Source organism: Bacteroides sp. OM05-10AA (genome assembly GCF_003439055.1).
Classification (GTDB): Bacteria; Bacteroidota; Bacteroidia; order Bacteroidales; family Bacteroidaceae; genus Bacteroides; species Bacteroides intestinigallinarum.
In genome coordinates this window covers 12,865-29,482 of the sequence record NZ_QSUR01000053.1, presented here as the reverse complement: position 1 = coordinate 29,482, position 16,618 = coordinate 12,865, and the positions used below count along the sequence as shown (strand labels likewise).

General features: G+C 36.8%; 16 protein-coding genes. All 16 read right to left on the bottom strand.

The window, feature by feature from the left end; all coding sequences use genetic code 11:
* On the bottom strand, nt 1-1,298 hold a 1,298-nt coding region (locus DXB58_RS25535), incomplete at its 3' end, for an AAA family ATPase (protein ID WP_122138669.1).
* Between the two features lie 394 nt (nt 1,299-1,692).
* The gene (rfbB, locus tag DXB58_RS25530) at nt 1,693-2,811 is read right to left on the bottom strand and encodes a dTDP-glucose 4,6-dehydratase (protein ID WP_117610997.1); all 1,119 of its coding nucleotides are present in this window, start codon (nt 2,809-2,811) and stop codon (nt 1,693-1,695) included.
* 143 nt (nt 2,812-2,954) lie between these two features.
* Entirely contained in the window at nt 2,955-3,710 is a 756-nt protein-coding gene (locus tag DXB58_RS25525) for a glycosyltransferase family 2 protein (protein WP_117610998.1), read from the bottom strand.
* Between the two features lie 246 nt (nt 3,711-3,956).
* Nucleotides 3,957-4,520 carry a WcaF family extracellular polysaccharide biosynthesis acetyltransferase gene (locus DXB58_RS25520; RefSeq protein WP_117610999.1) on the bottom strand — a complete coding sequence of 188 codons (564 nt, stop codon included), beginning with the start codon at nt 4,518-4,520 and terminating at the stop codon, nt 3,957-3,959.
* 7 nt (nt 4,521-4,527) lie between these two features.
* A complete protein-coding gene (locus DXB58_RS25515) occupies nt 4,528-5,505 on the bottom strand; it encodes an acyltransferase (protein ID WP_117611021.1) in 978 nt (325 codons plus the stop codon).
* Between the two features lie 16 nt (nt 5,506-5,521).
* Nucleotides 5,522-6,616, bottom strand: a complete 1,095-nt coding sequence (locus DXB58_RS25510; RefSeq protein WP_117611000.1) for a glycosyltransferase — start codon at nt 6,614-6,616, stop codon at nt 5,522-5,524.
* 21 nt (nt 6,617-6,637) lie between these two features.
* A complete protein-coding gene (locus tag DXB58_RS25505) occupies nt 6,638-7,204 on the bottom strand; it encodes a glycosyltransferase (protein WP_117611001.1) in 567 nt (188 codons plus the stop codon).
* 457 nt (nt 7,205-7,661) lie between these two features.
* A complete protein-coding gene (locus DXB58_RS25500) occupies nt 7,662-8,171 on the bottom strand; it encodes a hypothetical protein (RefSeq protein WP_147337305.1) in 510 nt (169 codons plus the stop codon).
* Between the two features lie 86 nt (nt 8,172-8,257).
* Nucleotides 8,258-9,280, bottom strand: coding sequence for an O-antigen ligase family protein (locus DXB58_RS25495; RefSeq protein WP_147340766.1), 1,023 nt, complete (start codon nt 9,278-9,280; stop codon nt 8,258-8,260).
* Nucleotides 9,281-9,487: 207 nt separating this feature from the next.
* Nucleotides 9,488-10,048, bottom strand: a complete 561-nt coding sequence (locus tag DXB58_RS25490; protein WP_117611004.1) for a serine acetyltransferase — start codon at nt 10,046-10,048, stop codon at nt 9,488-9,490.
* Nucleotides 10,045-11,250, bottom strand: coding sequence for a glycosyltransferase family 4 protein (locus tag DXB58_RS25485; RefSeq protein ID WP_158570827.1), 1,206 nt, complete (start codon nt 11,248-11,250; stop codon nt 10,045-10,047). The genes DXB58_RS25490 and DXB58_RS25485 overlap by 4 nt, the downstream gene beginning before the upstream one ends.
* On the bottom strand, nt 11,250-12,416 hold the full coding sequence (locus DXB58_RS25480) for a glycosyltransferase (protein ID WP_117611006.1): 1,167 nt from the start codon (nt 12,414-12,416) through the stop codon (nt 11,250-11,252). The genes DXB58_RS25485 and DXB58_RS25480 overlap by 1 nt, the downstream gene beginning before the upstream one ends.
* A 10-nt stretch (nt 12,417-12,426) precedes the next feature.
* A complete protein-coding gene (locus tag DXB58_RS25475) occupies nt 12,427-13,410 on the bottom strand; it encodes an acyltransferase family protein (RefSeq protein ID WP_117611007.1) in 984 nt (327 codons plus the stop codon).
* The gene (locus tag DXB58_RS25470) at nt 13,407-14,576 is read right to left on the bottom strand and encodes a hypothetical protein (protein WP_117611008.1); all 1,170 of its coding nucleotides are present in this window, start codon (nt 14,574-14,576) and stop codon (nt 13,407-13,409) included. The genes DXB58_RS25475 and DXB58_RS25470 overlap by 4 nt, the downstream gene beginning before the upstream one ends.
* Before the next feature lie 37 nt (nt 14,577-14,613).
* Entirely contained in the window at nt 14,614-15,492 is an 879-nt protein-coding gene (locus DXB58_RS25465) for a polysaccharide pyruvyl transferase family protein (RefSeq protein ID WP_117611009.1), read from the bottom strand.
* Nucleotides 15,493-15,500: 8 nt separating this feature from the next.
* The gene (locus tag DXB58_RS25460; RefSeq protein ID WP_117611010.1) at nt 15,501-16,592 is read right to left on the bottom strand and encodes a glycosyltransferase family 2 protein; all 1,092 of its coding nucleotides are present in this window, start codon (nt 16,590-16,592) and stop codon (nt 15,501-15,503) included.
* Nucleotides 16,593-16,618: the final 26 nt, after the last annotated feature.

The following is a 16,618-nucleotide window of genomic DNA, read 5'->3' as shown; positions in this document are numbered from 1 at the left end:
ACGATAAAAAGCACATTTTCGTAATGCAACTCCTGCTCGCGAATCACGTCATAGCCTGTATCCGCAAAGAAACTTTGCAAACGTCGGAAGAAAGAGTCATAGTCACCGGAACGTATTTCACGGACAAACTTCTGAATTTCAAAAGGAGACTCCACCTTATTTACGTTCGCATAATAAGGAAGTAAGAAACGGACAAACCCCTCTTCCACTTCACGATTCGGAAAACCTAAACGGTATATGCCAAACTCTTCGTCATACCCCTTAATGGTGAGATATCCGCTCTGATAAATCACTGGAATGGGATTACTAGATTCCGAGTCGATACTGTTCAACACCTGTTCGTCTGTTTCCTCATGAGCCATCCGTTCCAAATCATAGTGATGCTTCTTCAACAAGTTCACCAGATAAGTGGGTGTCCCCGTCTCAAACCAGTAGCTGCCGAACTTCATCTTATCAAACGTGTTCAACAGACTGAAAGGGTTATAGATTCCAATAGTATGTTCCACAAAGTGGTAACCATCATAACATTCTTTCAATTCTGCGCACACCTGCTCATAACTCATCTTCTGCTTTTCTGCCAACTGATGCAATTCCTCCTCCAGATTGTCATGTATTTCTTTCTCCGTGATACCGCAAATATCCACAAAGCGTTCATCCATTGAAATATCCTTCAAGTTATTCAAGTCACTGAATACGCTCACCTTGCCAAATTTTGTCACCCCAGTCAGCAACGCAAACTTGATGCAGCCGTCTTTCGTTTTCAAAGCCCCGTAGAAAGGCTTCAATGTATCCCGGAATTGCTTCTGTAAGTCCTCATTGCCAATTGCCTGCAACATCGGCTTGTCATATTCATCCACCAGAATAACTACCCGTTGTCCGGTCTTTTCATAAGCGCGTTCTATAATACCGGCAAAGCGTAGAGAGAACGAACGCTCCGATGGTTCGGCACCATAAAGTTTTTCCCAAGCAGTCAACGATTTATCCAAAATATTATCCAGACTCTCCGGAACATCATACTTCTCAATATTAAGGTCGAGATGCAAAATTGGATGTTCTATCCAATCTTTTTCGAGCTTCTCCACCATCAGTCCAGCAAATAGTTCCTTCTTCCCTTGAAAATATGCTTCCAGGGTAGAGATCAGCAGACTCTTTCCAAAACGGCGCGGACGACTCAAAAAGTAATAACTCCCCGTCTTTACCATCTGATACATCAAGGCCGTTTTATCAACATAGAAATAACCATCTTGACGGATTTTCTCGAAGTTCTGGATACCAATAGGATATATTTTATTGCTCATACATGTACAACCTTTTAATTATGGTGCATACAAATATACAGCTTTCATTCTATAACACAAAGCTAGCAGTGATTTTAATTCTATGATAGAAGAAACTTTTAGATGAGCTATATTCAGGAACAGAAGATGTTATCTTGTGTATAAGGAAAAGTGAAAGGATTTATTTCTATAAATTTTAAATAGAAATAAAGTATCAAACATCATACCCTCTAAAAGTAATATATCAACGATCTTCACAGACAGTTGATATATTTAGAATACATATCAGCATTTTGCCAATATGAGGGGACAGATTAGGAATATACCGCTGTATTTTTTCCCAACCTGCAGAATGTAGGGGATTCATGTGTGTAGCATGAAGTTAGGGACCTACATATTTCGTTATTATTATATGCTATTTAGACTTGTATATACCTTCATAATAGCTCTCGTAAGCACCACTGGTGACATTTTCCATCCACTCCTGATTATCCAGATACCACTGCACCGTCTTCTCGATACCCTCTTCAACCTGCAGACTAGGCTCCCAGCCTAATTCATTCTTCAGTTTCGTAGAGTCAATGACGTAGCGCAAGCCATATCCCACGTGATCCATTACATAAGTAATCAACTCCTCACTGTATCCTTCAGGATTACCCAGTAATCGGTCTACAGTCTTAATAATCACATGGATAATATCTATGTTCTTCCATTCGTTAAAGCCACCAATATTATATGTATCCGCTACCTTACCATTGTGAAAAATTACGTCTATCGCCCTTGCATGATCTACCACATAGAGCCAGTCATGCACATTCTCTCCCTTACCATACACCGGTAACGGTTTGCGATGACGAATATTGTTAATAAACAGCGGAGTCAGTTTGTCAGGAAACTGATAAGGTCCATAGTTGTTCGAACAGTGGGTCACAATAGTCGGCACACCATAAGTATCGTGAAAAGCATGTACAAAGTGATCGCTACTCGCTTTCGAAGCCGAGTAGGGTGAGTGTGGATTATACTTTGTTGTCTCTTTGAAGAACTCATCGCCATATACTTCGTGTGCTGATATATCCGAGAGCTTTCCTTCCGGGTATGTCAATCCCAACGCTCCATACACCTCGTCAGTTGAAATATGATAGAAACGCTTACCCTCATAGCCTTCCGGAAGATACTCCCAAGTTAACCTGGCAGCTTGTAAAAAAGAGAGAGTGCCAAGAACATTCGTACGAGCAAAAGTAAACGGATCTCTGATACTACGGTCCACGTGACTTTCGGCAGCTAAATGAATGACTCCATCTACATGATATTGCTTGAAAATTTTCAGCATCATTTCAAAGTCACAAATATCCGCTTTTACAAAAGTGTAGTTTGGTTTATTCTCTATATCTTTCAGATTAGTCAAATTCCCCGCATAAGTCAATTTGTCCAGGTTAATAATATGGTAATCGGGATACTTGTTCACAAATAAACGTACCACATGGCTACCAATAAATCCGGCACCACCAGTAATAACAATACTTCTTCTATTCATTAGTTACTCTTTTCCTGTGCGTCCACTTCCTCTACACTGCTCAAAACGATACCTTCATATTATTATTTAACTCTATTATTCTTCATAAAATTTCATGATAACAATTGATTTTCTATCAGTTATCTACACTACCAAAGTGATTATTATCTTTTCAACAATGCTAATACAAACTGCGGCACTTTCCATGCCATTTTCTCCAATTTCGTCAATGTAGGAGCCATACCGTGTGAAGCATACACCCGTATATCCTCATCCCACATTTTTTTACGCTTAGCACTATCAGTAGAAAGTCCTCCCATACGCATCTTTACAATATACTCCCCTAAATAAGTTGTCGTGAGTCCTCCTGTAATAAGATAGCGCAACAACAAATCGCTATCTGCTGCTATTTTATAGCTTTCGTTATAAAGTCCTAAACGATTTACCACCTCACGACGGATGTAACAGGTGGGATGCAGTGGTAACCAACCGTGACGTACTTTCCAAAGTCGATAACTACCTCCAATCCAATTGCGTACTACCTTATCAGTATTATCAGGATCCACAAAAAGTCCATCTCCATACAAAAAGTCGGCTCGAGTGATTTTCATACGCTCCACAATACGGCTTACCACCCCATTATTATAGAAAAAATCATCCGAATGCAGTAACCCTATTACATCACCTGTAGCCACACGAATTCCCTTATTGATGGCTTCATACATTCCATGATCGGGCTCCGAGATAATAGTTGAGATACAACCTTCATATTCCCTAATGATCTCTAACGAACCATCTGTACTCGCCCCATCTACAACAATAAACTCTATGTTATTATAATCCTGTGCCAAGACACTCTCTATGGCACCACGAATCGTCGCCACACGATTAAAGCACGACGTTATTATAGATACTTTCATAAAATTTATCTTTGAAAATTCCTAATCATCTAAATTATCACTTTGAGTATATCTTTGTTCATCATGAAATAAAGTGCATCTTTCCTCTAACCTCTCATATGAAAAAAATGCTTTCATTACAGTGTGTCAATATGAGCAAGGAACACTACAGATGTCACCATAACACCTTTTTTATGCAATTTGTTAATAAATAAGAAGTGCTATTTTTTTTAAATAAATTACACAACAACACATATATGTTCTATCTCAAATTGTTTGTCCACACACTTTTCTTTTTCTAATCACTACCGCAGGTACACCCTGATAAATACCATTAACCTCCGTACTTTTTGTTACCACACTGCCCACGGAAGCAATAGAATTTTTACGCATGATTACCCCCGGACATACTACCACTCTCGCACCAACCCAAACCCCATCTTCCAATGTGATAGGAGCATTCCGATAAGGCATAGAAGAATTTGTATAATCATGGTTTCCCGTAAGTAGTAAAGCTCCCTGTGAAATACATACATTACTACCAATGGTTACATAATCCAAATTGTCTATCCAGCACTGTTCTCCTAACCATACATTATTTCCTATTGTCAGTTTCCAAGGAAACTTAATGGTTACATTATTTTTTATTACCAAGCCTCGTCCAATCTTTGCACCAAAAGCACGAAGTAAAATAATCTTTATGCTCATAAATGGATTCCAAGAAGCACGTACTAACAAAGCATTAATAAAATACCATGTTATAATTTTTAGTTCACCCGCCCCCTTATCAAAATTACCTGTAGAGAATGCGCCCAAATTTACTTTATCCATTCTTTTATCATTGTTTCTGTAAAATCTGCATTACATAATGCATGGAATAAGAAATCAAAAGACTAAGTAATATAATCATTAATGCTGAAGTCGCATACGCACCCACATTTTCAAGCATTTGCATATGAACCAAATATAGCTCATAACTTAACAGACCGCATAACGCAACAAAAGGACCGACAACATACCTTGATGGAAGCATCCACAAAAACAACATCACTGATAGCCCCAAAGGAAGTTTAATTCCCAATTCAACAAAAAAATATAAGTAAGTACCAAAGTATTCCCTAACCATCGGTAGTTGTTTAATTAGCAAACAAGTTATGCCTAAAAATGAAAAAATAGCTAAATAGACAATTGCTTTCTTTATTTTTAAGTTCAAAAGATATTCCTTTTTATCTGAAAGCAACACACCTAAAGGAAAACTCAAGCATTGTTCTGCACAAAGCGAATGTGTTGCAAAAAAGCTAAAAACAACAAGAAGAAAATAGCCCCACCACTTATATTTTTTTACATATTTATTTACTATCCAAAATACAATATAGCAGCGTATCAAATAATGAATATACCAATAATAGCCCGATTGTTCCACACTAAAAACGTTTCTAAGAAACGATAGGATATCCATATTTTCTTTGAATAAATACAGGAACACATAGAATAAAAAGAAAGGCAACCATATCCGATAGAACTTCTTTGTCAGAAATCCACCCAACCCATTTTTCTTACATGATTCATTCAATCCGAATCCGGAAAGCAACAGAAACATGGCGACACCAATTCCCCCAAAAGGAGTAAAGACATTTGTCCAATGTCCTGCCAAATGCTGAATCATGATTAGAAGAATAGCAACACCTCTGAAGCATTCCGTTAGCTTTCTATCACAAATATAAAAAGACACTTGTGTATTATTCGAAGAGCATATACAACTTGAAATCGCACAAATAGCAATAACAGACAGAAATAAAATTAAAGCTTGAATCATTGTACATCCCCCAAAATTACAATAATGATTTATATACACCCATTATTTGCTTTGCCACAAGACCTGATGCGTAATTATTAAGTACAAGTTCCCTACCACGCATGCCCATTTCTCTTATTTCATTTTCCTGCAATCCAATAGCATTACTTAAAGCATCTGCAATATCTTCCACAGAACGCTCTACCCACCACCCACAATGATTATCAACAAGTACATTCCATGGAGCACCCTTACAAGTTATTACAGGAGTTCCACATAATAATGCTTCCGCTATTACAATACCAAAGTTCTCATTAAGTGTAGGTAGCACAAAAAAATCCGCTTTTCTATACATATTCCATTTATCTTCTCCATAAAGTGCTCCAGGGAGAGAAATCATCTCTTCCAAACGATATTCAGCAATCAATTGATTCAAATAAGCAGCATATCGATCATCATCCTTACCAGCAATCACTATGTTCCATCCCCTCATCTCATCTTTCAATTGCGCTACTGCCTCTATCAGCAGATGGGCTCCTTTATTAGGGCGTAACAATGCTAAGAAAAATATACATTTTGTTTGCTTCCAAGACTGTTTACATTCGATATCATCCACAACAATTCCATTGGGAATGACGTATACTTGTTCGTTCCAACCTAAACGCAATAAGTTTTGCTTTTCACTCTCTGCCGTAGCTAATAATACATCAGCCTTTTGAACAGCCCGCTTTTGATATAACCATAACGCAGGTTCTTTTTTCAACCAACGATTTTTCTTTAAAATCCAAGGTTCCAGCATCCCATGAGGCATTAGAAGTACTTTGTACCCTAAACATTGTGCACAAAATTGTACCAAAGCACATTGAGGTGTCCAACAACAATTCACATGAACCAAATCAGGAGAAATCCCTTGCAATAAAACGACAAATTGCCTTTTTGCTTTCAACAAATGCGTCAATCTACCATCAATCAAATGTAATGTAGCATTTTCTATCTCCAACATATTCTCTGACTCATGCGTAACGATATGCAAATCGACCAACTTCCCCAATTCTTTTGAAAGTAACTGTATATATGCACCCAAACCTCCAGAGTTTCTATCTATCGTAGGAATATAATGTATTATTCTCATACTAGCAATCCTTTTTCATAATTACACCAAAGCATCTAGCCACGGCTTCGTAGGTTTTAAGCCTTGCAAACAGTCTATAAAATAAGCTGCTAATACCTTTCCATCAATACTACGCGCTGCCCATTTTATTCTCTCTTCTTTTGAATGCTGAATCTTATATGCATTCGCTATACACCATTGAACACATTCGTGCAATTGAGAAATATCGCCTGCATGATATATCATTCCTCTCTGTGTACTTTCCAACAAATCCCTGGCTCCACTTCTATCAGTACAAATCACATATAGTCCGCAGGTAAGTGCTTCATTCACTACAGCACCCCATCCATCATAATGGCTTGACATCACAAAAACATCCTTATCTGCTATGAGCTGCATAATTTCCGAATTGTTGCGAGTACCTAACAGTTTTACATTTCTTAGATGATAATCTGCAATACCTTTCTCTATTAGCTCCCTTTGTTCTCCATCTCCAATCAAGGTTAAATCGATATCAGGCATATCCTTGATGGCTTGAATAATATCCCAAGCAGCTTTCCGAACAGAAAGACTACCTACAAATACGAATGATAAGTTTGATTTTGTCATAAAATTATTTTTGTGAGAATATATATATATAAACTAAAGAGAAGGTAATCTAAACCAAGGTCTTTCCACTTTTAGCCTCATTATGTAGTAGACTGTACAACAAGTAATACTACAAAAAAATATATTTTTAATCTAATATAATGCACTCTTCCCTTTTATTTCGAATAGACCCCTATTATCAATTTAATAGTAAACAGCAGATGCAAGTTGATTCACTTTTCCATTATCAAACACGTTACTTATGCCCAATTTATCAACAAATAAGAATGGCTAATTTATTCATATATCCGATCATTTCAACTGCTCCAAGCTATTTTTAATTGAATATAGCGGTCCAGTCCATCCCCAGCCAAACTTTTGGGCATGAAGGAAAAAGTGAGGAATAAATTACGGTTTTTTTACCAATTCAATAAACCTACAAAGACAATATATAATATCTCCAAAATATCCCTACCTCCTAGATATCTATATTTTTCAGTCTATTTGTACAATAGGCGAATGGAAAAACCTCCCAATACTTCCATACAGAGCGAAAATAGCTTACCGCATCGTCACCCATTGCAAATACATATTGTATGTGTCGAGCATACTTCCGGTCTTGAATAAAAAAACGAATCCGATGTAGCCAAAGAGGTTTTCCATTGGCTAACCCAAACTTAAACGTATCAGGACGTTCGGAAATCACACCTCTCTTGACATCATATTTCAAACTCATATCAAGGGCCTTAGTAACAAAAGGATAACCATGTATACCAGAAAAGAAATGGATGCTCTCTTCTTGTCGTTTAGATAATAATTCATGGATTTCACTATTTGATGGGGACAGCCTCACATCGCATCTTTCAAGACCAGGAAAGACTGTCACATCCCATCCCATATTCTTACGTTCGTCCGATACCACTTCGTTCGTCACAATCACTACTTCGTTTACCCTGGCATCATCAAGCAAGTGGACAATATAAGGCAATTGATGAGGGCTTAAACAATTTTGCCAAAATACAAATCTATACATCGTTAATCTCTATTATTCATACACGATTTTTTTATTACTATTTATCTCACTCTACAATTGTTTTTATTAAAATATTGTCCTTCTTTTTTCACTTTTTGCTCACCCAAAAAAGCATCTTGTTGCACATACCTTCCAGCAAAATAGAAGAATACAAAAAAAAGCATTCCTCCATTTGCCGTATAATGTCCCCCAGTAATACAGGCATTTATCAGATAACTCATTGCCATAAAGCTAAATAAAGATAACGAATTGAAGTTCTTATACATAAAGACAAACAGCAAGAACAATCCTAGAATACCTAATTCCGAAAATACACGGATAGATAAAGAATAAGCGTCATTAGCATTCAATCCATATAGTCGATAGGTCGTACTCCTACTAGGGTAAATCTTTTCATAATTGATGGGGTGTGTGCCTAGCCCTGTACCCAACAGACGAGAAGGTGCCTGTTCTGCCACACACAGGTTTGTCAAGAATGCATAGGTGCTAGCATTCAACGTCTCAAGATCATAGAAGCTAAAACGATTACTTTGCAGCATCTCCCATGTCTCTTTAAACTTAAGAGCTGCATCATTGTTATCAGATTTATTATCCGAAAGATAGGAGGAAACAGCACTGCTCACCACAAACACTACCAATGCTGCCACTATCAGCTTGAAAAAGTTTTTTCTATTGTATACAAATAGAAACAGAGCTAAAATGATGAAAAGAGCTGCAAAACTGGCGGTAGATGAAGCTAATACAAAAGCAAGTACTGTCAGGGCGCAACGGATAGAAATTTCTTTATGATAAAAATAGTAGACCAATGCTGGAAGAATCAATAAAGCAATATCTCCAGGTTCACCGCCCCATCCTTCAAGTCTTCCACTAATGGTTATGTTTAAAGCATAAGCAACCAAAGCATATACTACTATCACCACACTCATATTCAGATAGCATTTCACAAAGAACGAAATATCCTTTTTGAGCACATAGATGAAATAAGCACGATAGCCGATAGCAGTAGTTACCACGAGTCCTACTTGCTCAAAAAACTTACGCATATCATAATCAAGTAGAGCCATAATAAACATCTCTATCCCCACAAACAATAATAAATATAGGAAATGTTTTCTGTTGAATCCTCGGAATATTTTGAATATATTTCCGGTGAGTAACACTGCCAAAAAAACTGCGGCAAATTCCACATACCAATAACTCAGCAGGCAAAAGAGAGGTAAATAGACAGCTATTTTTTGTTTCATAGTGAGTGTCTGATTCTTCCAAATAGTTTATTCTTCGAAATGATAGATCCCTTTGAAAGAATTATCCCGGGAAATATCATGAATAATTATATCTATATTTCTAAGTACTGCCGTAGAATTGTCTGGCATATCCTTTACCACCACACAATTAGCCCCTATGCGACAATTGTCACCCACACGAACATTGCCAATGATTTTAGCACCGGCTCCAATAAAAACATGTTTACCAATTGTAGGTGAACCAAAGTGCTTACTTCCTTTCGTTGTATTACTGCCTATGGTGACCTGTTGCAAAATAACACAACCTTCACCAATAGTAGCAGCATCAGATTTATGTATACCATTCAAGCCATGGGGTAACATAGGAGTATCCTGTATGTTAGCTCCAAGTCCTACAAAAGCATTATATCTCATCAGATAAGCATAATACATATTCTCGCTTCCACCATTCGATTTTATTTTATGTCTATAATTCCAAAATCCGCCATACCAACCTTGAATAATAGGAATACAAAGAAGATAATACAATTCATGATATAGCATTTTTGCTACATATAGAAGCCTCGAAAATATACTCTTTTCATTCATAATGATTCTAAGAAATTTAGAAATTGTTTCATCAAAATATCTATATCGAAAGTTTCACAAAGATGTTGTATAGGTTTATTCGTCCTGTAATAGTCTATTCTATCAGCAAGTTGTTCGTAGTCTTTAGGAATAAAAGTCCAAAGGTCGGATTCTTCTTCCAGTATATACTCTGCAGCACCTTGTCCCTTACATATCATATAAGGTACCCCACAGGCTGCTGCTTCCGTACAAACACAACCAAATCCTTCAAAATAACTGGGTAAAACAAACAGATCAAGACTGTGATAGAATGCCGCCAGTTCATGATGATGTACCTCCTTCCTAAATTCAACAATGTCTGTCAAATTCAATTCCTGAACCAAGTTCATGCAATCCTGTAAGGTAGGACCTGAACCTACAAATATCATTTTCAACTTATCCTGTTTGCTTTTTAAAATATCCAACGCACGTATCAGTGTCTCTTGCCCCTTCCAATCTACAAAATTTGCAATACAGCCTATTATAAATGTAGGATGTGCAAGATGGCTTTCACTATTAAAGATGGAGCAGTCTACCCCATTATACAGAACATAAGAATGTTTTATATTTACCGGGGTTTCATTTCCTACCACCTTTAATACCCTCTTGTAGGAATCGAAGTATAAAGAATCAGTAGGATGAGGAAATTTACGCAGCGATTCCTCTACAAAACGGCTCACACAAACATGACAATCCATTTGGTTAAACAACTTTGTACTCATCCAAGTCCGAAACATGGCATTCCACCTTTTTGTAGCAAAACGACCATTTCTGATATTAAAAGGATCTGGATCATGATGCTGGACCAACGTCGTTATATTATGATTTATACGCTTTAATGCTAATGGGAATGCAGCAAAGCGAGCCGTATGCCCATGGGCTATGACTACATTATCAAGATCAATATTCAACCGCTTTACAGCTTTCATAAACAGACTGCAATTGATTTCATTTGTCAATCCATTCAATATATATGAAGGCATCTGAATATCGTCGAACAAGTGAACCTGAATACCACGATACATGTAATCTTTCTCTCCCGATGTTATGGATTTACTTTTAAATACCACCACTTCATAGCTGCTATTCTTTGCGATAGCACGTACTTGATCGTATATAAACGCTCCCCTAAAAGAATCACTATTAGGAAAGAAAGGAGTAATTATAATATAATATTGTTTCATTATTCTACCAATTTTACCCACTGGCTTACAATCCGACTCTGATAAAAACATCTAGCCCTCTCCACTGCTTTGCGTTGGAGCATCCTTAGTTTTTCTTTATTATGAAGCAATGTCATCACATGAGTGGCATACGCTTGCTCATCAAAACAATCTATCAATACACCAGCATCAGCAATCACTTCTTTTGGAGAAACAGGACAATTAAAAGACACTACAGGTACTCCATAATAAAACGCCTCAATAAACACCAAGCCAAAACCTTCCGATTCAGAGGTGGATAGCAGTAAATCGGCAGAAAGATAGATTTTAGACAAATCTTGTTCAAACCCACAAAAACGAATATTTTTCATGCCATTCTCCTGAATATATTGTTCCATCTGATCTTTGGCATCCCCTTCTCCGTAGACTGAAAGCGTGTAATCATGAAATTGTCTAGATATACTCTGCCATATATGCAGCAGACGCATAACCCCTTTTTCAAAACTTAACCTACCCACAAAAACAATATTTCGATTGTCTAAAGAAGAGATGTTTTTCGCGTCATCACTCTTTCTCAAAGGATTGGCAATCACTCTTATCCGAGTTTCCTTTATTTTATGATTCACCATCTTTAATTCTTTTTTGGCAGTATTTGTCAACACAATCAAGTCATTACATAAAGCAATAGCCGCATGGCGTTTTGTAACTTGTCGGACATTTTTTTTCATTGAAAGAAAACGCATCCAGCCATGCTTTTGATGAATGATCTGCAAGATAGATTCTTCATAACCCAAAATCGACCAATTAAAGACTTGCACAATCCGGCACTGCCCTCCAAAGGGAAGAGCTGTTATCAATTCATATGTCTCATTCACCAATACTTTAGGTTGACACGTTGCTATGAATACTCGTAGTAACTTAGCCAGACAAGCATCAGAAAATCTTTCCGCACACAAATCATTGATTGGATTTTTCTTCTGCTTCTCATACATCCGATAAGATTTCAAATCAAAGGAAAGAATCACATCATCACCTCCAGAATAAGGGACAACGGATAAAACACGTGCTCGATAATTCGCTTCTATCAACGCATGGGTGATATTAATCGTTTGAATTTCAGTCCCCCCACGCAAATTGGCATTTTCCACTAAGAATAGAAAATCTAATTTGTACATTCCTTTATCCATTTATCAAACATTATTCCCCCATCAAGTATTGCAATCTCATTTTTCGTAAAATCATTGTAAAAAATAGACTGCCTATGATAGAAACAACTCCCACCAACGGAAGTAACACATAAATAGGATAGTTTTGAAGATACGATACCATAATATAGATGATGGGAACATGAAAAAGATAAACTCCAAAACTATCCCGAAGAATGAGAACATTGAAGGAATGGGAAAAAAACTTTTCGACGCTGACCTTGCGAACAAACAAGCAAATAACAACTACAATTCCGACATTCATCCAAAGACTAAAAAGTGAATCCATCCACCTACTATCCGTCAATTTCAGTACACATCCGGACAATAGCACCAAAATCACAGGTTTCCACATTTTCATAGAATTTCCACCTTTTGCGACTAACCATTCACCTAAGAAGAAAAAAGGAAGATAATGCAGAGCCATCCGAAAACTGAACCAATCTGTACCCACCCAATAACTACATCCCACAGAGAGTATCATCGCAATAGTCAGACAGTAAATAGTATTACCCAAATATCTTCCTTTACAAAAGCGTACAATTATGAACATCCAAAACAGAGCCCAGAGATACCAAAGATGCCTACAGTTAGTTCCTAAAAGGATTTCTAAAAAATAGTCGATATTACTTCCAAACCGATTCATTTCTAGCCCCAAGATAGTGGGAACCACAAATAAGTAAGCCACAAAGTAATAGGGCACAAGCAAGCGCCTAACCTTGTTCCCCAAAAGACTTTTGAAATCTAGATATTTCCCCGACTGCTTACCGATGGTATATACAGCTCCACTGATTGTCACAAACAAAGGCATATGGAACAAATAAATCACATCGGCAAGCATAGCCAAATAGTGATTTTCCATTGCTGGAAAACTCCCCCCTTGTTTGTAAAGAATCACAATATGCCCTATGACAACCAGCAGCGTTGCCAGACACTTTAACACATCCCACTCATTGCGTTTGCGCATTTTATTCATCTCTTAAAGATTCTACATCGAACAGCATTTTGGACTTTATGTATAATAGCTGATATCTTCACCCCAATAGTCAACTCAGATTTGAATAGAGGAAATAATAATAATAAAGATTCATCATGCCCAAACTTGCCATCAACATACATTTTTTCAATATATCTTTTTCGATGATTCATGTAGTACTGGACATCAAAAACAGCACTAAATTTATCCAGTTTTCCTAAAGCATCTAAAGTCAACATTGTACGCACACACTTAAAACAAGTAGAATCATTCTCTACTGCAGTGACACACACATTCAAATATTTATATGCAGGATCATAATCCGCTATAGTTTTTGTTTTTGTAATTCGATCCAGACTCCCCCCTGTTGAAATAAAATCAAGCCCTGGAATAGACGCTGAATTTAATGTAAGCATATCATAGTGCGCTGCATCCAGTTGAAAATTTTCCTTTGATTTCACACAAGAAAATTCTCTAATGCTACAACCTGCTGAATAGAAGTATTTAGCAAATGCTCCTTGTAATGCATAAATACAAGATAATGCCATAAAAGTATGATTTTCTACGTGAGAATATCCCCCGTGTCTATTCAGTAATTCATAAACATCATTCTTAATAAGTATAAAGCCATAGTTATATTCTTCGGCAAAACGTCGGCACAAATCCATACGTCCTTGAAATAGTTTTGTTGATGAATCATCTTGTAATCCTGTATTATGCGAACCTGCATCAAAAAAACAAAGATGAGTAAGGCGATAGGGCTTAGGCACATTCTCCCCATGGGTAGCAATAGTGTACAGGCTGTCCACACCGCATGAAATGCCGGTGGCTACTATTTCCGCATGATTCATGACAGGCACTAAAGGAGCCTGAATATGTATTCTATGCATCCCGGGGTTAGCAGCCAATGGATCTATAAGATTCATCTCCAAATTATACCAAAGATCTTCCGTAATAGGAAGTGCAGATACAATATCATATCCTCTGTTTATAGCAAACTGCAATAATCCCCAAACCAAAGAATCTATTCTATCAGTCACCAAATAGTCAGCATACATCTTATTTACTTCAATATGTGCTTCTTCTTGCTGATCGCCTACTGTCAATCTATAAAGTAATCGATTGGGCAATTCTTTTTCTATACTTTGAATAATAATCTTCTGCATTTTTATTGTACAATTTATGATTTTAGATTTTTTGAACTCAAAAAGTTATTTTAAGTTCAAAAGGGCATGCATTCAAAAGTGGCTGTAAGTCTATTGTTCCAGGAGACCATTGTTGACATTGCTCTATGAGTTGCTGAATCGTCACCTCTTTATTCATTACAAAAGGCGAGACAATCTGTTTACCTATAGATGCATAGAAATCATCATATTTAAAACGTGAACGCTGTTGCGCACATTCAAGCTCCATCCAACAATTAGGTATATCATACGCTTCTGCCAAAATCAGTCCATGTAAAGAAGAAGAAACAATATACTCACAAGCATTCAATTCTTCCACAAAACCAAGCCAATGCTGATAACCTTGTATTCTAATTACATATACATCCTCACTATTTAATAAATGTTCTGGAAGCAAAGACAGTTCCGTATAATGAGGAATAATGCCCAACTTATACTTTTTTCGTGTACGAGGTCGATAATAGATAGGCAACAACAAAGCCGGATCTCCGTATATAGCTGGACACTCTATCCCATGCTTCAACAACACTTCGCGTGTTTTTGGACCACGAACGGCGCAAATTTTCCTAGGCATTACTAAATTACAAGGGTTTTCTTGAATGAGTCCTGCACCCCAAACAATAGATTGTCGATTGACCAACATATCTATAGTACTACCTATCACTACATAATTATCTCTCTTAAATAATTTGGCTAATATACATTCATGATACAACACAACAGGCCTCAAAGAAATCGCTTCCAGAAAAAAAGAATTAATATCATCCCCCCAATTAGAATGATACACCTCACCCGTTTTATCAATGCTTAAACTAGCATTCACTACTACTGGGCGTTGGAGGAACTCTATAAAAGAATTCCTTATCATACGTAATATTTTATTAATCTTCCTTTTCATTGTACAATTTATTCAATTTCATTCCAAAAAGAATCACTTAGCTCAATAGTAGGAAGAGCAGCTTGATGAGGATAGAGTTTTCGCATTATTTTCTGCTGCCGCTTCAAAAAACACAAAAGGAGCTTCTCACCCAATATACACGGTAGCAAATAATGTAAACTTTTCACCTTAGTAGCTAATGGTACATGAAGATTACTCCACAATTCAAAAGAAGGCCTATGTTTTTTTCTATACCTGCGATAAAGTCTACTATATGTATCTTTTGATTTCACCTTATCAAAGGATTTGTACAACGCTCCAATAATATAACGTTCTATTCCATTTATTACAAACCAATGGTCGGAAGATTGTTGCACATGATGTCCATAAAGAATAGCAATATCAGCACACTTCACAGAAGAATAAAAATGGTGTTCAGTAAATGTTGTCATAATACTGCTAGGACGCATTCTATATATGTAAGTCAGGCTACTACTTACTGCAATTTTAGGTTTACAGCAATATACTTTATAATTCCATATATCGTCCTCAAAAATTATACCCAAATCAAAAAGCAATTCATTTTTCAACAAGAAGTCTTTCTCTATAAGTTTATTCCAAGGCACTCCATTAACTCCCATCCTAATAACATCATGACAAGCATACAAATCTTTCAAGGAACTAAAAAAATAATAAGAGGATGATAGTTGAATTGAATCACGGATTACCTCCTTAGTCTGGTAATCAACTATCTTCAAATTACCAACCACAATGTTTGCGTGAGTTTCAATATAAAGTTCAACCAAATTACTAATAGTCTTCTCACAAATATAATCATCGCTATCTAAAAAATATATTAATTCACCTGCGGCCTCACTTATGCCACTATTACGAGCAGCAGATTGTCCTCCATTCTTTGCGTGCCTGATAATCCGATAAGTATGCGGCCCTTCATAACCAGAAATCATTTTTTCCACAATGGAAATGCTCTGATCTGGTGTACAGTCATCCACTATCAAGACTTCCAACTGCTCATAATCTTGAGCCATCACAGAAGCAATACAATCTTCAATATATGCCTCTACATTATAAACAGGTATAATAATTGATACTTTTTTCATACGATTACTTTCCAAGACATTTTAAA